General features: G+C 64.7%; 21 protein-coding genes. 10 read left to right on the forward strand and 11 right to left on the reverse strand.

The window, feature by feature from the left end; translation table 11 throughout:
- Positions 1-376: 376 nt before the first annotated feature.
- The 3 genes from FJ426_RS03290 (at position 377) to ligD (ending at position 4399) form a co-directional block, all read left to right on the forward strand.
- Positions 377-883 (forward strand): ferritin-like domain-containing protein, encoded by a 507-nt coding sequence (locus FJ426_RS03290; RefSeq protein WP_140491790.1) that lies wholly within the window; start codon positions 377-379, stop codon positions 881-883.
- Between the two features lie 111 nt (positions 884-994).
- Complete coding sequence (locus tag FJ426_RS03295) at positions 995-1873, forward strand: Ku protein (protein ID WP_140559149.1); 879 nt, start codon at positions 995-997, stop codon at positions 1871-1873.
- Between the two features lie 12 nt (positions 1874-1885).
- Positions 1886-4399 (forward strand): DNA ligase D, encoded by a 2514-nt coding sequence (gene ligD / locus FJ426_RS03300; RefSeq protein WP_140559148.1) that lies wholly within the window; start codon positions 1886-1888, stop codon positions 4397-4399.
- A 78-nt stretch (positions 4400-4477) separates the two neighbouring features.
- Here the strand turns inward: ligD and FJ426_RS03305 are convergent, their stop codons facing one another.
- Positions 4478-5152, reverse strand: coding sequence for a winged helix-turn-helix domain-containing protein (locus FJ426_RS03305; RefSeq protein ID WP_140559147.1), 675 nt, complete (start codon positions 5150-5152; stop codon positions 4478-4480).
- 161 nt (positions 5153-5313) lie between these two features.
- Here FJ426_RS03305 and FJ426_RS03310 point away from each other — a divergent pair, with 161 nt between their 5' ends.
- Positions 5314-5646 carry an NIPSNAP family protein gene (locus FJ426_RS03310; RefSeq protein ID WP_140491782.1) on the forward strand — a complete coding sequence of 111 codons (333 nt, stop codon included), beginning with the start codon at positions 5314-5316 and terminating at the stop codon, positions 5644-5646.
- Positions 5643-5987, forward strand: coding sequence for an antibiotic biosynthesis monooxygenase (locus tag FJ426_RS03315; protein WP_140559146.1), 345 nt, complete (start codon positions 5643-5645; stop codon positions 5985-5987). Before FJ426_RS03310 ends, FJ426_RS03315 begins: the two co-directional genes overlap by 4 nt.
- A gap of 44 nt (positions 5988-6031) precedes the next feature.
- On the opposite strand, the gene mbfA is transcribed toward FJ426_RS03315, so the two are convergent.
- Positions 6032-7015 (reverse strand): iron exporter MbfA, encoded by a 984-nt coding sequence (mbfA, locus tag FJ426_RS03320; RefSeq protein ID WP_140491779.1) that lies wholly within the window; start codon positions 7013-7015, stop codon positions 6032-6034.
- Positions 7016-7192: 177 nt separating this feature from the next.
- Between mbfA and FJ426_RS03325 the strand changes: the two genes are divergently transcribed.
- Together FJ426_RS03325 and FJ426_RS03330 are read left to right on the forward strand one after the other, a co-directional pair.
- Positions 7193-7516: a hypothetical protein gene (locus FJ426_RS03325; protein WP_140491777.1), complete on the forward strand. Its 324-nt coding sequence runs from the start codon at positions 7193-7195 to the stop codon at positions 7514-7516.
- Positions 7517-7663: 147 nt separating this feature from the next.
- Entirely contained in the window at positions 7664-8644 is a 981-nt protein-coding gene (locus FJ426_RS03330) for a threonine/serine dehydratase (protein WP_140559145.1), read from the forward strand.
- 112 nt (positions 8645-8756) lie between these two features.
- On the opposite strand, the gene FJ426_RS03335 is transcribed toward FJ426_RS03330, so the two are convergent.
- From FJ426_RS03335 to FJ426_RS03355, 5 genes are all read right to left on the reverse strand, one after another.
- A complete protein-coding gene (locus tag FJ426_RS03335; protein ID WP_140491773.1) occupies positions 8757-9062 on the reverse strand; it encodes a DUF1236 domain-containing protein in 306 nt (101 codons plus the stop codon).
- 257 nt (positions 9063-9319) lie between these two features.
- Positions 9320-10456, reverse strand: coding sequence for an ABC transporter permease (locus FJ426_RS03340; RefSeq protein ID WP_140559144.1), 1137 nt, complete (start codon positions 10454-10456; stop codon positions 9320-9322).
- Positions 10453-11373, reverse strand: a complete 921-nt coding sequence (locus tag FJ426_RS03345; protein ID WP_140491769.1) for an ABC transporter ATP-binding protein — start codon at positions 11371-11373, stop codon at positions 10453-10455. The genes FJ426_RS03340 and FJ426_RS03345 overlap by 4 nt, the downstream gene beginning before the upstream one ends.
- Entirely contained in the window at positions 11370-12323 is a 954-nt protein-coding gene (locus FJ426_RS03350) for an HlyD family efflux transporter periplasmic adaptor subunit (protein WP_140524405.1), read from the reverse strand. The genes FJ426_RS03345 and FJ426_RS03350 overlap by 4 nt, the downstream gene beginning before the upstream one ends.
- Positions 12320-13009, reverse strand: coding sequence for a CerR family C-terminal domain-containing protein (locus FJ426_RS03355; protein ID WP_140559143.1), 690 nt, complete (start codon positions 13007-13009; stop codon positions 12320-12322). The genes FJ426_RS03350 and FJ426_RS03355 overlap by 4 nt, the downstream gene beginning before the upstream one ends.
- Before the next feature lie 92 nt (positions 13010-13101).
- On the opposite strand from FJ426_RS03355, the gene FJ426_RS03360 reads away from it, so the two are divergent.
- The 3 genes from FJ426_RS03360 to FJ426_RS03370 all read left to right on the forward strand — a co-directional run bounded on the left by FJ426_RS03360 (position 13102) and on the right by FJ426_RS03370 (position 15347).
- On the forward strand, positions 13102-13575 hold the full coding sequence (locus FJ426_RS03360) for a CYTH domain-containing protein (RefSeq protein WP_140559142.1): 474 nt from the start codon (positions 13102-13104) through the stop codon (positions 13573-13575).
- The gene (locus tag FJ426_RS03365) at positions 13572-14510 is read left to right on the forward strand and encodes a CHAD domain-containing protein (RefSeq protein ID WP_140554707.1); all 939 of its coding nucleotides are present in this window, start codon (positions 13572-13574) and stop codon (positions 14508-14510) included. The genes FJ426_RS03360 and FJ426_RS03365 overlap by 4 nt, the downstream gene beginning before the upstream one ends.
- 237 nt (positions 14511-14747) lie before the next feature.
- Positions 14748-15347, forward strand: coding sequence for a DNA-3-methyladenine glycosylase (locus FJ426_RS03370; protein ID WP_140493453.1), 600 nt, complete (start codon positions 14748-14750; stop codon positions 15345-15347).
- 40 nt (positions 15348-15387) lie between these two features.
- Here the strand turns inward: FJ426_RS03370 and FJ426_RS03375 are convergent, their stop codons facing one another.
- From FJ426_RS03375 to FJ426_RS03390, 4 genes are all read right to left on the reverse strand, one after another.
- Positions 15388-17121 carry a SulP family inorganic anion transporter gene (locus tag FJ426_RS03375; RefSeq protein ID WP_140559141.1) on the reverse strand — a complete coding sequence of 578 codons (1734 nt, stop codon included), beginning with the start codon at positions 17119-17121 and terminating at the stop codon, positions 15388-15390.
- A 67-nt stretch (positions 17122-17188) separates the two neighbouring features.
- The gene (locus tag FJ426_RS03380) at positions 17189-17467 is read right to left on the reverse strand and encodes a helix-turn-helix transcriptional regulator (RefSeq protein WP_140491757.1); all 279 of its coding nucleotides are present in this window, start codon (positions 17465-17467) and stop codon (positions 17189-17191) included.
- A 290-nt stretch (positions 17468-17757) separates the two neighbouring features.
- Complete coding sequence (locus FJ426_RS03385) at positions 17758-18459, reverse strand: phosphatase PAP2 family protein (RefSeq protein ID WP_140514147.1); 702 nt, start codon at positions 18457-18459, stop codon at positions 17758-17760.
- A gap of 31 nt (positions 18460-18490) precedes the next feature.
- Positions 18491-18829: a hypothetical protein gene (locus FJ426_RS03390; protein ID WP_140493450.1), complete on the reverse strand. Its 339-nt coding sequence runs from the start codon at positions 18827-18829 to the stop codon at positions 18491-18493.
- Positions 18830-18954: the final 125 nt, after the last annotated feature.

Consider the following 18954-nt stretch of genomic DNA (forward strand, 5'->3'; position numbering starts at 1 on the left):
CGGGTGTCCCTTCCGAATTGCGGAAATCATAGCGTCGAGGCGTGAATAGTCGGTGAACGCGATGTTAATTTCTGGTCGAAAACCCGTCGCTTCATGGCCGGAATGCGGCTGATTCGGGGTCTTTCCACGCCTTTTGTCGCCATTTCGGCGTGTGTGACTTTTGCATCACATATGTTTCGTTTGGATGTCGCCTGGGTGCGGTTGCGTTTCAGCTTTCGCCCTGGCGGGAGAATTTTCCTTGCTCGCCGCCGCAAGTCCGGAACCCGGCCTGGGACGAGACGTTGATTCTTCGAGCCGGCATGGCCGGCCCATGGGGCCGCCGACCTGCGGCCCCACGCTAACCCGCAACCGCAAGAGCAAAGGAAGGGCCGCAATCATGGGCTTCTTTTCGAAGGACATCAAAACCCTGGACGACCTCTTCGTGCACACGCTGCGCGACATCTATTATGCCGAAAAGCAGATCGAGAAGGCATTGCCGAAGATGATCGACAAGGCGACGGATCCGCAGCTGAAGGCCGGCTTCGAGAAACATCTCGAGCAGACCAGGGGCCATGTCGAGCGCGTCGAGCAGGTGTTCGAACTGCACGGCGTCAAGGCCAAGGAAGTCAACTGCCCGGCCATAGACGGCATCCTCGAGGAAGCCGACGACGTCAGCGGCGACGTCGACGACAAGGAGGTGCTGGACGCGGCGCTGATCGCCTCGGCGCAAGCGGTCGAGCACTATGAGATGACCCGCTATGGCACCTTGATCGCCTGGGCCAAGCAGCTTGGCCGCAGCGACTGCGCCAACGTGCTGGCCAAGAACCTCAAGGAAGAGCAGGCGACGGATCGCAAGCTGACCGAAATAGCGGAAAGCAAGATCAACCTGCAGGCCGCCGAATAGGGGCTGAAAGAGCCGGGGCCGGTGGCAATCGCGCCGGCCTTGGCTCGACCGGATTGGAACCGTTGGGGTCGTCGTCCGTTCCAGCCAGGTCTTTCTCTACAGGAAATCATCATGGCGCCGCGTCCCGCCTGGAGAGGCTATCTGAAGCTTTCGCTGGTCACCTGCGCCATCGAACTGACCAATGTCGTCACCCATGCCGAGAAGGTCTCTTTTCGCATCCTCAACCGCGAGACCGGCAACACGGTGAAGCGGATCTATGTCGACGCCGAAACCGGCAAGCCGCTTGAGGATGGCGACGAGATAAAGGGCTACGAGGACGACGATGGCAAGTTCATCCACATCGAAGAGGACGAGATCGAGGCCATCCAGATCGAGTCCTCGCACACGATGAGCCTCGACGGCTTCGTCGACAAATCCTCCATCGAGCAGATCTATCTCGATACGCCCTATTACGTCGCGCCGGCCGACAAGGTCTCGCAGGACGCTTTCGCCGTCATCCGGGACGCGATGGCCGGCAAGAAGATGGCGGGCCTGGCGCGCATCGTGCTCTATCGGCGCGAACGTCCCGTGGTCATCGAACCGCTCGGCAAGGGCATGGTGCTGACGACGTTGCGCTACGACAACACGGTGCGCCAGCCGGACACCGTCTTCGGCGACATCGAATCGGTGAAGACGGATCAGGAGATGACCGATCTGGCCGAGCTCATCATCGACAAGAAGAAGGCGAAGTTCGATCCCTCGAAATTCGAGGACAAGTATGAGGATGCGCTGCTCGAACTGATCCGCGCCAAGAAGGCGGGCCGCAAGGCGCCGAAGGCCAAGGCGGCGCCCAAGCCGTCCAACGTCGTCAATCTTTTCGACGCTCTGAAGAAGAGCCTTTCGTCGGACGGCGTATCGGGCGAACGCCGCGGCAAGGCCTCCGCGAAAGCCAAGCCGGCGGTCAAACGCGGCAAGCCGAAAGAAGCCGCGCCCAAGCGCAAATCGGCGTGAGGACATCAAGGGATGGCTAGCCTCGAACAATATCACGCCAAGCGCGATTTCAGGAAAACCGCCGAACCCCCCGGCAAGGTCGCCCGCGGCAAGAAGAGCGAGGCAGGCGGCGTCTTCGTCATCCACAAGCACGCCGCGACCAGGCTGCATTACGACCTGCGCCTCGAACATGCCGGTGTGCTGTGGAGCTGGGCGGTGACGCGCGGGCCCAGCCTCGATCCGCACGAGAAACGGCTCGCCGTGCATGTCGAGGACCATCCGATCGACTATGCGCCGTTCGAGGGCACCATTCCCAAGGGCGAATATGGCGCCGGCTCGGTCATCGTCTGGGACGAGGGCACATGGGTGCCCGAGGGCGATCCGGCCAAGGCGATGAAGAAGGGCCATATCAACTTCGAGCTCAACGGCCACAAGCTGCACGGCCGCTGGCACCTGGTGCGGCTGAGACCGCGCCCCGGAGAGAAGCGCGACAACTGGCTGCTGATCAAGTCGGACGATGGCGCGGCCCGGCCAGGCGAGGATATTCTGGAGGAAGCGCCGAAATCGGTGAAGTCGGGCCTGACGATCGAGGAGGTCGGGGCGGGCAAGGCCGCGAAAGGGGAGAAGGCGAAGGTCTGGCACTCCAACAAACCGGCCGCCGCCCAAGCCAAGGCCGGACACGCAAAGCGCCTCGACTTCATCGAGCCGCAACTGGCCACGCTCGAGCGGGAAGCGCCGCCGGGCGAGGACTGGCTGCATGAGGTGAAGTTCGACGGCTATCGCATGCAGACGCAGATCGCCGGCACGGACGTGCGGCTGCTCACCCGCACCGGCCTCGACTGGACGAAGAAATTCGGCGACGCGATCGTCGCCGAGCTCGCCGGATTGAAATGCAGCGACGCCATCATCGACGGCGAGATCGTCGTGCTGGCCGACAGCGGCGTCTCTTCCTTCGCGCTTTTGCAGGCCGACCTGTCGGCGAAGCGCACGGATCGCTTCATCTACTACGTCTTCGACCTGATGCGGCTGAATGGGCGGGACCTGCGCCGCGAGCCGCTGGTCGAGCGCAAGCAGGCCTTGCAGGAATTGCTGGCCGGCCAGCCGGAGGATTCGGCGGTCCGCTTCAGCGACCATTTCGCCGAGCCCGGCAAGGTGATGCTTGAGCATGCCTGCCGCATGGGACTGGAAGGCGTCGTCTCCAAGCGCGCCGACGCGGTCTACCGCAGCGGGCGCGGGCCGTCCTGGGTGAAGTCGAAATGCACGCTGCGACAGGAGTTCGTCATCGCCGGCTACCTGCCGTCCGACAAGACCGGGCGCGGGCTGCGTTCGCTGCTGCTCGGCTATTTCGAGGCCGGCAAGCTGCACTATGCCGGCCGCGTCGGCACCGGCTTCTCGACCGGCGGCGCCAACGCCCTGAAGAAGAAGCTCGATGCGCTGCAAACGAAGTCGTCGCCCTTCGACAAGGCCGTGCCGAGAGGCAAGGGCCTGGTCTGGGTGAAGCCGGAGCTTGTCGGCGAAGTGGAGTTCCGCAGTTGGACCTCCGACCGTATAGTACGCCACGCCTCGTTCCAGGGGCTGCGCGAAGACAAGCCGGCGGAGGAAGTCGTGCAGGAAAAGCCGAAGGCACCGACAGGCAAAAGCACGGTCCGAGCCAAGCCGGCGTCAAGCGGCGCAACGCCGGCAAGGGCGGCAACCACCACGGTGAAGCTGTCCCACCCGGAAAAGCTGCTGTGGCCCGACGAAAAGATATCCAAGCAGGGGCTGCTCGATCATTACGCGCTGGTGTGGCCGCGCATGAAACAATTCGTGGTCAACCGCCCGCTCAGCCTGGTCAGGGCCCCCGACGGTGTCGGCGGCCAGCGCTTCTTCCAGAAGCATGCCTCGCCAGGCATGCATGACAAGATCGAGAAGACGAGGGATCCCACGGATGGCGAGGAAATCCTGTTCATCCGTGACTTCGACGGCATCGCGGCACTTGTCCAGCTCGGCGTGGTCGAGATCCACATCTGGGGTTGCACCATCGACGAGCTCGAACGTCCCGACCAGATCGTCTTCGATCTCGACCCCGATGAAGGCGTCGATGTGAAGGCGGTGCGGGCGGCGGCACTCGACATAAGAGGCAAGCTAGACGAGCTGTCGCTGCCCAATTTCGTCAAGACGTCGGGTGGCAAGGGCTTTCATGTCGTCGTGCCGCTGAAACCGTCGGCCAACTGGGAGGAGGTGAAAGGCTTCGCCCATGATTTCGCGCGCGCGCTGGAACAGGGCGCGCCCGACCGCTACACCGCGACGCTGTCGAAGAAGGCGCGCACCGGCAAGATATTCGTCGACTATCTGCGCAATGGCAGCGGCGCGACCACGGTGGCGCCCTACTCGTCGCGGGCCAAGAAAGGTGCCACGGTGTCGATGCCGGTGACCTGGGCCGAGATCGAAGCCGGCCTGCCGCCGAACGCATTCCCCATCGGCGACAAGACGACGCTGAAGCAACTCGCGGAAGCCGATCCGTGGAAGGATTTCTTCAAGAAGGGGAAGGTGTTGAAGCGGGGGTAATCCTGCCCGCATTTGCAGCGCGGCGATCCTTCGCGCCTGTCCCGCCGACGAATCGATGCTGGCAACAGCGCGGATAGCTCAAGCCAAAAACACCTTCTCGAACGCCTGTTTGCCGGGCGGCGAAAAAATCACGGCGCGGCTGTCCTTCTCCCGGCGCGCCCATTTCTCGGTGAGGATCTTGTCGAGGATGGCGGCGCCCAGCGTGCCGGCGAGATGCGAGCGCCGTACGCTCCAGTCGAGGCAGGCGCGGCACACCGGCCGCCGGGCCTTTGCCTCCACATCGATGCCCATCGCCGCGAAATGCGAGGCGGCCGAAGGCGCCAACCGGATTTCGCCGCGGTCTCGCAGCAGCAGCCTCCGGTCGATGAGGCGGTCGAGCATCGCCACCGCCTGCTCGCCGGCAAGATGATCGTAGCAGACGCGCGCCACGCGCATGGCCCCGTCGCGCGGGCCCGGCCGCACGCGCCTGGGGCCGATGGTTTCGGCGACGCCGGCGATGACTTCGATCATTTCAGCCACCTGCGGCCCGGCGAGCCCGTAATAGCGATGCCGGCCCTGGCTTGCCACGGTCAGCAGCCCGCCTTCCATCAGTTTCGACAGATGCGAGGAGGCGGTCGGCATCGATACGCCGGCCTCGAGCGCCAGTTCGCTTGCCGTCAGCGCCGTGCCGCCCATCAGTGCGTTGAGCATGTTGGCGCGGGCCGGGTCGCCGATCAGGCTGGCGATGCGGGCAATGTCGGGTCCTTCGCGCATAGTTTCATCCCTATCGAAGCATTCTCGCCAGATAATCACTATCCTTCGCTGAGCTCAAGGAGCGCTGACGATGCTCCTGACAGGAAACTGCTTAGCACACCGGCGTAGGCGACGTTTCGACAGAGATCGAATTATCTGTGCGTCAACTCAGGGAGACCGAAATGACCATCACCTGCTTCATCCGCTACGAGATCGATCCGTTCGGCAAGGCCGCGTTCGAGGAATATGCCCGCAACTGGGGCCAGGCCATTCCGCGCTGCGGCGCCGACCTGATCGGCTACTACGCGCCGCATGAAGGCTCGGCCACGACCGCCTATGCGGCCTACAACATAGAAAGCCTGGCTGCCTATGAAGCCTATAGGGCCCGGCTTGCCGCCGACCCGGCCGGCAAGGCAAACTACGAATTCGCCCGCCGTGAAAAATTCATCCTCAAGGAGGACCGCATGTTCCTGAAACTGGCGTCCGGCCCGCACGCGAAGCTGGTGCTGCCGTGATCGCCGTCATCTTCGAGGTCGAGCCGGCCGCGGGCAGGCGCGATGCCTATCTGGACATCGCCGCGCAGTTGCGGCCGCTGCTTGAAAGCATCGATGGCTTCATCTCGGTCGAGCGCTTCCAGAGCCTCGCCAATCCGGACCGCATCCTGTCACTATCGTTCTGGCGCGACGAGGAAGCGGTGAAGGCCTGGCGCAACACGCAAGAACACCGGCAGGCCCAGCAGGCCGGGCGCGGCGGCATCTTTGCCGGTTACCGCCTGCGCATCGCGCACGTCGTGCGTGATTATGGCTTGAGTGAAAGGCAAGAGGCGCCGGTGGATAGCCGGGCGGTGAACGGGTAATCGGCAGGTCCTTCCTTCTCCCAAAAGGGGGAGAAGGAAGAACCCTATGCGTTCCCGATCAGCACGCCCGCCGCGAACACCAGCGCGCCGCCGAGCACCACCTGGAAGGCGGCGCGCAGGAAGGGTGTCTGCATGTAGCGGTTCTGGACGAAGGCGATCGCCCAGAGTTCGAAGAACACCACCACGGCGGCAACCGCGGTCGCCGTCCAGAAATGCGGGATTAGGTAGGGCAGCGCATGGCCGAGGCCGCCGAGCGTCGTCATGATGCCCACGGTTAGGCCGCGCTTGACCGGCGAACCCCGACCCGACAGCTTGCCGTCGTCGGAGGCGACCTCGGTGAAGCCCATCGAGATGCCGGCGCCGATCGAGGCGGCGAGGCCGACGAGAAGCGTCTGCCAGGTGTCGTGCGTGGCAAAGGCGGCGGCGAAGATCGGCGCCAGCGTCGATACCGAGCCGTCCATCAGTCCGGCCAGTCCCGGCTGCACATAGGTGAGGATGAACTGGCGCTGCTCGGCCGTCGCCTCCTCGACCTTCACGGTGCCCGGCACGTGCTGCTGCTCCAGCCGCTGCGCCATGCTCTCATGGCTCTGTTCCGCCGCCGCCAGTTCGTCGAGCAGCTTTCTGGTTGAGGCATCGGTGGTGCGCCTGGCCGCCTCGACATAGAACAGATAGGCCTGCCGCTCCATCGCCTCGGCCTGGCGGCGTACCTGCTCGATGCCGAGCGGCTTGACCAGCCAGTCGGGCTTGCGCTCGTAATAGCCCTTCACATGCTCGCGCCGGATCAGCGGAATGCGCTCCCCGAAACGCCTGCGGAAAAGCTCGATCAGCGCGTCGCGATGACCGTCCTCCTCCTCGGCCATGTCCTCGAACATTTTGGCCGATTGCGGAAAATCCTCCGCCAGCCCATCCGCATAGGCGCGATAGATGCGACCGTCGTCTTCTTCCGACGAGATGGCAAGCGCCAGGATCTCTTGTTCGGAGAGCGAATCGAAGGAGCGGCGGCCGAAGCCGAAAACACGGGAAAGCATGAGGAAATCACCCTAGTTTAGAATTGTTCTAAACTAAAGTTTGCTGCCGCATCGGTCAATCGTGCGCCTGGGCAGTGGTCAAGATTTGTTGAAGCCGCCATTCGGCGCCGGCTCTTCATTATCGGCAAATGTTCACTTATATGACGGAACTCAAGCCAACAACCGAGGAAGCCGCCGATGACTGCAAAGCCGCACGCCCATCACTTCGACCCGAAACCCGTCCTCGACCTCATAGCCAGCATCGAGGCCGATCTGCAGCGCCTGAAAGGTCTGGTCGAGCAGCAGATCGAGAAGTTCGATCCCGCCAACCCGCACAACAAGACCCTCGACGGCAAGCTGACCGAGGAAGGCGTCGAGTGCTGCTATCGCATGTTCGACGAAGGCAAGTCGCGCTATTCGGTCTCCCAGCAGATGAAGATTTCCTTTGCCGCCGCCACCCATCGCTTCAACGCCTGGCGCAAGGCCGGCGGCAACAAGCGGCAGCGGACGTTGTTGGGGTGAGGGTAGAACTGGACGGACCGGCAGGCAGGTGACGGCCAGCGCTGCCGGCCGTCGTGATCCCAAACCTTGTGACGGTTACATTTTTTTGTTGGCCTCGCGCGGCCCTTTGCGTGCACCATGGCCGGACCACATCTTACAGGACCCGCCATGACCACGCCTCCCGGCATCGCCGATATCCACGCCGCCGCCGCCCGGCTCTCCGGCCTTATCGTCGAGACGCCGCTGATCGAATCGCCCGAGCTCAACAGCCGCTTCGGCGGCCGTATCCTGTTCAAGCCGGAAACGCTGCAGCGTACCGGCTCGTTCAAGTTCCGCGGCGCCCACAACAAGCTGTCCTCGCTCTCGGCCGAGGAGCGCGGCCGCGGCGTGGTCGCTTTTTCCTCGGGCAATCATGCGCAAGGCGTTGCCGCTTCCGCCGCCATGTTCGGCGTCAGGGCGGTCATCGCCATGCCGTCGGACGCACCGGCCATGAAGATCGGCAATGTCCGCAAGATGGGCGCCGAAGTGGTCGCCTTCGATCGCGTCCGCGAAGACCGCGTGGCCGTGGTTCGGCCTTACGTGGAGAGGGGCATGGTCCTGGTGCCGCCCTATGACGATCCCGCCATCATCGCCGGCCAGGGCACGATCGGCCTCGAACTGCTGCGTCAGGCCAAGGCGCTTGGCATGAGCCTCGACGCCGTCATCATTCCCTGTGGCGGCGGCGGGCTGAGCAGCGGGATTTCGATCGCGGTCAAGGACGGTTCGCCCGCCACCGCCGTCTGGGCGGCAGAGCCGGAATTTTTCGACGACACCAGCCGGTCGCTGGCCAAGGGCACCAGGGTAGCGAATGAGCCCGGCCACACCTCGATCTGCGATTCACTTCTCGTCGCCGAGCCGGGCGCGCTCACTTTCGAGATCAATCGCAAGACGCTGGCCGGCGGGATTGCCGTCTCGGAGGAGGCGACGAAGCAGGCCATGCGCGACGCCATGGCCCATCTCAAGCTCGTCGTGGAGCCCGGCGGCTGCGTCGGGCTCGCCGCGCTCTCGTCGGGCAGGATCGACTTGGCCGGCAAATGCGTGGCCGTGGTGCTGTCTGGCGGCAATGTCGATTTCGACGCCTATGCCAAGATCATGGCTGCTGCCGCTTGACGCCCGCCCTGCATGGCAGGGCGGGCAGCCTTGTTGTTTCGCAATTCCGGATGGAAACCGCTGCGCACTTTTCCTGGAATTGCCCAGTGCCCGTCAGCTGATGACGGTGCCGTCAGTCGATGACTTTCACGATGCGACGGGTTCCGGGATCGACGAGGACGGTCTGACCGTTGACGACGACATAGCGGTACTGCACATCAGGAACATCGATCGCATGCAGCTCAACAGTGTCCGGCAAGGTCGAGCCGATGGCCAGCTGGACGCCCAGCAGGTCGACCGAGGCGATCGGCTTCTTGTGCACATATTCGCGGATAACGGTCTCCTGCTGCGGCTCGATGATCACGTCCTGAGCAGCGGCGGCACCGATGCCGGCGGCTAGCAGAAGCCCGGCCGCGGTGGCGGAAAGATACAGTCTCATCATTGCCTCCATTGCTGGTCGATAGAGCGCAATACACTTGCAAGTCTGCGCTCTATCTCGTTGTTTTGATGGCATTCCGCCTCCCGCCAGATGATCCGGCCGGACTTCGGAGTGCCAAAGGCTTCGCTTGCACTGAGGGGGCCGTCTTGGCCCGCAAGTGGCAGCGGCGAGGCTGATCGACAACGCCGGGGCAGAAGCATGGTTCCAACGGGAGGGTCCAGGTTCGATGGAACCCTGGACCGCCCCAGCGGCTGTTTTCAGTCCAGCGTGCGGCGGAAGCGGACAAGGGCGACGCCGGCAAACAGCGCCACGAACACCACCAGCCAGCCGATCTCCACGGCCACCGCCGGCAGCTGCGCGCCCTTCAGCATGACGGCACGGGTAATGCGCAGGAAATGCGTCAGGGGAAAGATCTCGCCAAAGATCTGCGCCCAGCCCGGCATGCCGCGATAGGGAAACATGAAACCCGAAAGCATGATCGACGGCAGGAAGAAGAAGAAGGTGAGCTGCAAGGCCTGCATCTGCGTGCGCGCGACGGTCGAGATCGTGTAGCCGAGCAGCACCAGCGACAGCACGAACACCAGCACCGCCGACAAGAGCAGCGTCATCGATCCGGTGAAGGGGATGGCGAACAGAAGCTTCGATGCCGCCAGCACCACCACGACCTGCACCGCGCCGACCGCCAGATAGGGCAGCACCTTGCCCAGCATGATCTCGAGCGGGCTGGACGGCATGGCGAGCAGGTTCTCCATCGTGCCGCGCTCTGTCTCGCGCGTCAGCGCGATCGAGGTCATCATCACCATCGTCATCTGCAGGATGACGCCGAGCAGGCCGGGGACGATGTTGTATTGCGAGATGCCCTCCGGATTGTAGCGCCGGTGCACGACCACATCGAGCTGGCCCCGGGCGGCCTCGGCGGCGGCCTCCTGCATGCCTTGCGCTCTGAGCAGCGCCTGGCCGGCGACGGTGCTGAGCGTCGAGATGGCGCCGCTGGCAACCGCCGGGTCGGTGGCGTCGGCCTCGATCAGGATCTGCGGATTGTCGCCGCGCTCCACCCGCCGCGCGAAATCGGCCGGAATGGTGACGACGAAGGCGACGTCGCCGCGCGCCATCAGGAATTCGGCCTCCTCGGCACTTTGCGCCACATGGTCGAAACGGTAGTAGCCGGTGGTCTGCAGCGCCGAGACCATGGCGCGCGTATAGGGATCGCTGCTCGTCGCCACGAGTGCCGCCGGCAGGCTCTTCGGGTCGTTGTTGATGGCGTAGCCGAACAGCACCAGCTGGATCAGCGGCACGCCCAGCATCATGGCGAAGGTGATGCGGTCGCGGCGCATCTGGATGAACTCCTTGATCAGCAGCGCGCCGAGCCGGGCGAAGGAGAAGACCGCGTTCATGCCATGTTGTCCTTCGAGCCGGACATGAACTGGATGAAGACGTCCTCGAGGCTGGTTTCGCCCGGCGCCACCGTCACGCCCTTGTGCTCCTTCTCGACATCGGCCAGCGCCGTCTCCAGCTTCTTCCTGTCGGCTCCCACGACATGCAGCGTCGCGCCGAACGGCGCCACCTGGTCGACGCCCGGCCGGCCTTCGAGCGCTTGCGCCACCTGGTCGAGGCGCGGGCCCTGCAGGACGAAAGTGGTCAGGCCGGCATTCCTGACCACCTCGGCGACGGTGCCCGTCGCCAGCATCTTGCCGTAGGAGATATAGCTGATGCGATGGCACCGCTCGGCCTCGTCCATGTAGTGGGTGGAGACCAGCACGGTCAGCCCGCCGCTCGCCAGCCGGTGGATCTCGTCCCAGAACTCGCGCCGCGCCTTGGGGTCGACGCCGGCCGTCGGCTCGTCGAGCAGAAGCAGCTTGGGCTTGTGCATGATGCAAGCGGCCAGCGCCAGCCGCTGCTTCCAGCCGCCCGACAGCGTACCGGCGAGCTGGTTGCGGCGTGTCGTCAGGCCGAGTTCCTCCAAGGTCCTGGCGACATGCTCCTCGACCGGCTTCAACCGGTAGAGCCGCGCCACGAATTCGAGGTTCTCGCCGATCGTCAGATCCTCGTAGAACGAGAATTTCTGCGTCATGTAGCCGACCTCGCGCTTGATGCGCAGGCTGTCGGTGAGGATGTCGAAACCCAGCACCGTGCCTTCGCCCTCGTCCGGGGTCAGCAGGCCGCACATGATGCGGATGGTGGTGGTCTTGCCCGAGCCGTTGGGGCCGAGGAAGCCGACGATCTCGCCTTCCGCCACCGTCATCGTGACATGGTCGACGACGGTCTTGTCGCCGAAGCGCTTGACCAGGCCGTGCACGTCGATGACGTTCATTTTCCTGAAACCGCCAGCTCGACGTCGACGATCTGGCCCGGCTGCAAGGCGCCGGCGCCGCCCTCCGGCCGCGCCTCGACGAGGTAGACCAGCTTCTGCCGGTTCTCCAGCGAATAGATCACCGGCGGAGTGAATTCCGGATCGGGCGAGACATAGCTGACGCGCGCCTTCACATCCGGCCCGCAACCGTCGCAATGGACGCGGAGCAAGGTGCCGACCTTGACCGAGGAGAAGGCGGCTTCGGGTATATAGACACTGAGCTTCACCGCGCCGTCGGGCAGCACGGAGATGACGGGCGCGGTCGGACCTGCCGTGTCGCCCGGATTGCGAATGACGTCGCTGACGCGGCCCGGAGAAGGGGCCGCCAGGGTGCGCTTGGATAGCCGCCACGCCGCTTGGTCGAGCGCGGCCTGTGCCTGCTTGACCTGACTTTCGGCGGCCTTGATCGTCTCGGGACGCGCCGGCAGGCCGCCGGCGGCGAGATTGGCCTGCGCCTGTCCGACCTGCGCGTTGGCCGTCTCCAGCGTGGCCGAGGCGGTGTCGTAGTCGGCCTGCGTGCCGGTGCCGCGCTTGAAGAGGTCGGCGGCGCGGTCGTATTTGCGTCTGGCGTCGTCAGCCTGAGCCTTGGCCATGTCGACCTGGGCCTTGAGGGCCGCGATTTCTTCCGGCCGCTTGCCTACCTGCAGATCGGCAAGCTGCGCCCGCGCCTGGGCGAGACTTGCCGTGGCCTGTGCGACCGCGATTTTCGCGTCGGCGTTTTCCAGCGTCACGATCGTGGTGCCCGATGTGACGCGATCGCCGCGCTTGACCGCGACGGTCTCGACCTGCGCCACCTCGATCGGCGCCAGCAGCACATAGTCGCCTTCGACATAGCCGACGGCCAGCGGCGAAGCCGGTGCGCAGGCGCCGAAGAGTTGAGCGGCAAGCGGCAGCGAACAAAGAAAGCTCATCGTCTCGATCCCTTCCGGGCGGCCAGTATGGCGCTGAGGTTGTCCGATGTGACGGCCGCCACCTTGGCGGCCTCGGCGGCGCCGATCTCGCGCCAGCCCATTCGGCGCATGACCGCCTCGCGGCCGATGCGGAAATAGATGACCTGTCCGATCAGCGTGAACACGGTGAGCCGGGTCGCCTCGCTCTCGGCCGCCTCGCCGGTCGCCTGTTCCCAGAGCAGGCAGAGGCGCCGATGCGTCGGCTCGAACACGCCGTCATAGATGCGGTCGAGCGCCGCGGTCGGGTGCGAGAGCTCGCGCAGCACGAACTGCACGATCTCACCGGCCTGCGGCTGCGCCACGACGAATGCCACCATCCGCTCCAGCGCGGCGAACAGCTGCGCGCGCGCCGTCTCGGCGTTCGCGATTGCCGGCGCCCGCGTCTCGCCGAGTGCCTGGCCGGCGACCGATTGTATGGTGTCCACGATATGGTCGGCGGCGGCGAGGCGCAGCCCCTCCTTGCTGCCGAAGTGATAGGCGATGGAACCGATATTGGCCTTGGCCTCCGCCGCGATCTCGCGCGTGGAGGTGCCGTCGAAGCCTTGTCGTCCGAACAGCTTGAGCGCCGCGCGGACCAGCGCTTCACGCGTCATCTCCGCAGCGGGCGGCTCACGGCGAGGAGTTCGGGCTTCGGGCGGCTTGATCATGTGGCATACTTTAATCAATCGATTGATTAAAGTCAAATCCGAGTTCGGACATGGCTTGCCATGCCGGCCCGCGCGGGCTTTAGTGCGCGGCCATGGGCAAGGAAGTCGAGCGCAAGTTCCTGGTCTCCGGCACGGCATGGCGGGATCTGGTCGAGACGGACGTCCGCATCCTCCAGTTCTATCTCGCCGCCGCGCCAGGACGCACGGTGCGCGTGCGCATCAGCAACGGCGCCTCGGCCAGGTTGACGCTCAAATTCGGCAGCACGGCGCGGGAGCGCGACGAATTCGAATATCCCATTCCGCTGGCCGACGCCGTGGAGATGCTCGGCTTCGCCATCGGGCGTGTCATCGAGAAGACACGTCATCATGTTAGGCATGGCGGCTATCTCTACGAAGTCGATGTCTTCGGCGGCGCGCTGGCGGGGCTTGTGATGGCCGAACTCGAAACGCCGGACGATGTTCCGGATGAAATGCTGCCAGACTGGCTCGGCCGCGAAGTGACTGGCGAACAGAAATTCTACAACGCGTCGCTCGCCCTCGGGGGGATTCCGGAGATCGCCGCATGAGCTTTCGCATCGATCCGCGCCTGCCGCTGACCGGCGAGGTCAGGCGTATCCTGGCCGAGGAAATCGGCAAGGCGCTTGCTCATCTCGACATGGCGCGTGACAGGCCGGAACAGGGACTGCACAAATCCCGCAAACGACTGAAGAGCGTGCGTGCCTTGTTGCGTCTGGTTCGTTCCGGTGACGAAACATTCTGCCGCACGGAGAATGAATGTTACAGGCAGGTCTCGGCATTGCTCGCCGGACCGCGCGAGGCGACCGCCTTGATCGAGACGATCGACCGCCTGGCCGACACCTTTCCGGGGCAAAGCGCCGGTCACGGCCTCGGCCCCGCCCGCGATCGCCTGGTGATGCGCCAGCACGCGCTTCATGCCGGCGCCGGTCTCGACGCGGCCATAAAAGCTGCCATCGCCGCCTGCCAGGAGGGCCTCGAACGCGTCGACAGGCTGTCCTTGCCGGACCAGCCGGAGCAGGCCGCCGACATTCTGGCGGAGGGCGCCCGCGCCACATTGCGGCGCGCGCGCAAAGCACTGGACAAGGCGGCCTCGAGCGGCGGGGCCGAGGATTTCCACGACCTGCGCAAGGCGGCCAAGACCCACAGCATGCATCTGTCGCTGCTCGGCCGCCTGTGGCCGACGCCAATCAAGGCTCGTCGCAAGGCGGTCGACAAGCTCGCAGAGCAACTCGGCGAACTGCACGACGTCTTCGTCATGCGCGCGATGCTGGAGGCCGGCGGCGAGCCGCTTGGGCCGCCCGGGGATACGAAACTCCTTGGCAAACTCCTGAAGCATTCCGAAAAGAGCCTGAGGAAGTCCTGCCTTGCCGAGGCGGCCGAACTGTTCGGCGACAGTCCCAGGCGCTCGACGAAGAAGCTGGCCCGCAAGGCGCGCGACGATCTTGCCGGCGCTCCGCCCGCGGAGGAATTGGCGGCGAGGTGACGCAACGGCATTCATCGCCGGTCATGCCGGCATTGGCCGTGTATGGCTCGCCGGGAGGGGCTGGCCCTTCATTCGCGCACCGGCATCGGTACCGGCGGCAAGTCGATCCTCTATATCCCGCTGATGAACGAGGGCGAAGTCGCGGCGCTGAAGCTGGATTGAGAAGATTTTCGGAGCCGGCCGCACGAGAGCCTTTGCCACATGGGCCGGGCGGATCTAAAACCAGCCGCCATGAGGATGGTCGTCCGCCGCCCGCTCGCTCGTTCGGAACTGCCGCACGATACGGCCGCTCTCGCGCGCTATCTCATCGGCAAGATCGTGGTCCGGGAATTGCCCGAAGGCATTGCCAGCGGCCGCATCGTCGAGACCGAGGCATATGTCGCCGGCGATGCTGCCGGGCACGGCTTCAGGGGAATGACCCCGCGCAATCGCTCGCTGTTCCTCGAGCGCGGGCATGCCTATGTCTATCTCGCCTACGGCATCTCATACATGCTGAATGTCTCGAGCGAGATGCCCGGCATCGGAACCGGCGTCCTGATCAGGGCATTGGAGCCGCTCGACGGCATTCCGATCATGCAGCTCAATCGCGGCATCGAGCGCCTGCGTGACCTGGCGCGAGGACCGGGAAGGCTCGCCATGGCGTTGCGGATCGACCGTTCGCTCGACGGGCTCGATCTTTGCCGGGAAGGCCCTCTATGGCTTGCAAGCGATGGCCGCGACCCCGGCGAAATCGGGCAGAGCGTTCGGATCGGCATTTCGAAGGATGCCGACCGCCTGCTGCGATTTTACGTCCGGGGAAGTCCGTTTGTCAGCGGTTCACGATCGCTCAACCCATGAGAGGTGCTTCCCGGCGCGTTGAAAGGAAGAAGAATGCAAGCTACTGCGCTGCCCTTTTTCCCTCCAACTGCGCCTGCGCTGCCCGGATCGAGGCGGCGTAGGTCACCAGCGGGCGCTTGAGGCCGTGGTTGATCAGCGTGCGTCTTGTCTGCGGCGAAGCGCCAGATATGACAAAGCGCACGCCGGCGCGCCTGGCCTTGTGCGCCGCACCCTCGATGACATTGGCCGCGGTCGAATCGAAGAACGGCACCGCCGAGCAGTCGAGGATGAAGTTCTTGCGCTGGTCGGCGATGCGGTCGAGCACCGCGCCGACGGTCGAAGCGGCGCCGAAGAAGAATGCGCCGGAGATGCGGTAGACGACGGTGTCGGCGTCGGTCGCGACCCTGGAATCATAGACGCTCTTGCGGTCGGCGACGTCCTCAGGCACCAGCGTCTGGTCGGCCTCGACGGCGATGGATTTCGCCATGCGGTCGATGAACAGGATCGAGCCCAGCGCGAAGCCGACAACGATGCCTTCGGTCAAGTCGCGGAAGACCACGATCAGGAAGGTGGCCATCAGCACCAGCGCATCGCCGCGCGAGGCGCGCAGCAGCGTGGCGAAAGCCTGCTTCTCGAACATGTTCCAGCACACCACCGCCAGCACGCCGGCGAGGGCGGAGAGCGGGATGTAGCTGGCGAGCGGCGCTGCCGCCAGCATCAGGACGAGCAGGATCATGGAGTGGATCATGCCCGAAACCGGCCCGTGCGCGCCGGCCCGCACATTGGTGGCGGTACGGGCAATGGTGCCGGTGGTGCAGATGCCGCCGAACAGGGCCGAGGCGATGTTGGCGAAGCCTTGCGCCACCAGTTCGCAGTTGGAACGGTGCCGGCGGCCGGTCATGCCGTCGGCGACGACGGCCGACAGCAAGGATTCGATGGCGCCCAGCAACGCGAAGGCGATGGCGTCCGGCAGCACGTCGATCATCCTGTCGAGGCTGACGGGGGGAAGCGCCGGCCATTGCAGGCTGCGCGGGATCCCGCCAAAGCGCGTGCCGATCGTCTCGGCCGGCAGCGCAAACAGCGCCACCGCGAGCGACGCCAGACCGATGGCGATCAACATCGCCGGCCATTTCGGCCGCCAGCGCTTCAGGAAAGCGATGGTTGCGATTGTCAGCACCGCCACGAAGGTCGCCGCGAGATTGATCGTGCCGGCCGCCTCGCCGATCGCCGTCAGCTTCGGCACCAGCGGGCCTGGCTCCTTGCCGGCGAGCTTCAGCCCGAACAGTTCGACGATCTGGCCCGAGAAGATGATGACGGCGATACCGGCGGTAAAGCCGACCGTCACCGGATAGGGAATGAACTTTATGTAGGTGCCGAGCCGCAGATAGCCGATGGCGATGAGGAAGATGCCGGCCATCATCGTCGCCAGCAACAGCCCGTCCACGCCGACCCGCGCGACCGTCGCCGCCACCAGCACGATGAAGGCGCCCGCGGGGCCGCCGATCTGGAAACGGCTGCCGCCGAACGCCGAGATGATGAAGCCGCCGATGATCGATGTGTAGAGCCCGCGCTCCGGCGTCACCCCTGATGCGATGGCGATTGCCATCGACAGCGGCAAGGCGACGATGGCGACGGTCAGCCCGGCAATGGCATCGGCCCTGAGATGTTCGAGCCTGTAGCCTTCGCGCCAGACCGTCACCAGTTTCGGTGTGAACAGTTCGGAAAAAGTCGGCTTTGCCGGCCCATGGGTCGGTTTGCGCGCGGTTTCGTTGAGCGTCTGCCCGATCTCGTCCATGGACTTCCTTCCGCACCTGAAAGGCGGCGGGATCGTCGGCAGGACTGTCGGCGGTCGCCGTCGCGACTTATGCCGGCTCAGCTTTCGGATTGGGCGGCACGGCAGGCTTGAGGCGCACGCCCCGGCCGCCGCGCTCACTGGGTTGATTCTCGCCGATCAGCTCCACCCCGGCCTCGTCGAGGGCCTGGATGACCTTCATCAGCGTATCGACCACACCCCTGACCACGCCGTCGCTCGCTTCCATGCGCTGGATGGTGGGAAGCGAAACGCCGGCGCGCTCGGCGAGCGTCTTCTGATCGATGCCGGCCAGCGCCCTCGCGGCGCGCATCTGCGCGGCAGTGATCATCGGCCGGGATCCCCGTCTGAGTCTGCGGATATGATGTATAATACGATCATTATGATGTTTCAAGCATCAGGATGTACGCTTGAGCCTTGATCATCATCGCTATCGAGCATTTTTCGGATACTTCCCGAGCATTGAGAGCTATGGTGTTCCATCTGGGGCAGGGGATAACGTGGTTGACCATTTTCAAGACATTGACGACATCGGCATGCCTGGTATCGGTGGTCCTTCTGCTAACGGGCTGCGGACACTTGATCAACCGGCTGATCTGACCGCTTCCCGGTCGAGCGTCGTCAGACGTCGTCACGCACCACCCTGCGCCGTTGCAGGACCCTTGCCGCCAACCAGCACAGCATGGCCCAGGCAAAGCCCGCGCACCAGCCGGCCAGCACGTCCGACGGCCAGTGGACGCCGAGATAGATGCGGCTGATGCCGACCAGCACCGTCGTCAGCACGGCGAGCGCCAGAACATAGATCTTCGTCGTCCGGCCCTGCAGGAAGCGCGCCGCAAGCGAGCCCAATGTGAGATAGGTCACCGCCGAAAGCATCGCGTGGCCGCTCGGGAAGGAAAGCGAGGTCTCGTTGACCAGATGCGAGACGAGCTCGGGCCGCGGCCGGTCGACGCCGAGCTTCAGCAGGCTCGACAGCATCTGGCCGCCCGCCACGGCGACGAAGATGAGAAGCGCGGTCCCGGGCCTGCGGATCAACAGCAGATAGATGATCGTCGCCGCCGTGATCAGCACCAGCACGCTGGTGCTGCCGAGGCTGGTGATGTCGCGCATCGCCCCTTCCATCCATGGCGGGCCGATCGGGATACCGGGTTGGCCGGCCTGGCGGAAGGCAAGCATGATTTCAGCGTCGAAGGCGTGCGGCGTGGTGGCCCGTGCCACCTCCATCAACTCCACGAAGCCCCACAGGCCGGCGGCGACGACAAGGCCGGCCAGCAGCACCGGGAATTCGACCCGGCTCAGCAGAGCCTTTGCCGCAGTCTTCATCGAACCTCGTTTCGCAACCATGGTTTGCCGGTCATCGCCCTTGCACATAGGGCCCGAGCGTGATCAGCGCCACGGCGGCAATCGCCAGCACGATGCCGGCCGCTTGCAGCGTATTGATGCGCTCGCCGAAGAATATCAGCGCCACCAGATTGACCGATACCAGCTGGATGACGGCCGACAGGCTGAACGACACCGACATGCCGAACTCGCGAATCAGCCGCAGCATGATCAGGTTGCCCAGCGAATAGAGCGCAAGCGTCAGCACGATCTTGCCCAGGCTGGGCGCCATCCCCCATTGCTTGGCGGCCGCCGCCGCCAGCAGAAAGATCACGGTCGAAAGACCGAGCTGAAGTAACCCCGAAAAACTCACCCTGCCCTCGATATTGATGCCGGTCGTCCGTGCCTTGTTTCGCAAGCGCGTCGGGACGTCAAGCAGCTGCCGTGGGACCAGGCTCTTGTGTCGGCAGGACCGAAGCGCCAAAGTCGCGGCCACTA

Source organism: Mesorhizobium sp. B2-6-4 (genome assembly GCF_006441495.1).
Classification (GTDB): domain Bacteria; phylum Pseudomonadota; class Alphaproteobacteria; order Rhizobiales; family Rhizobiaceae; genus Mesorhizobium.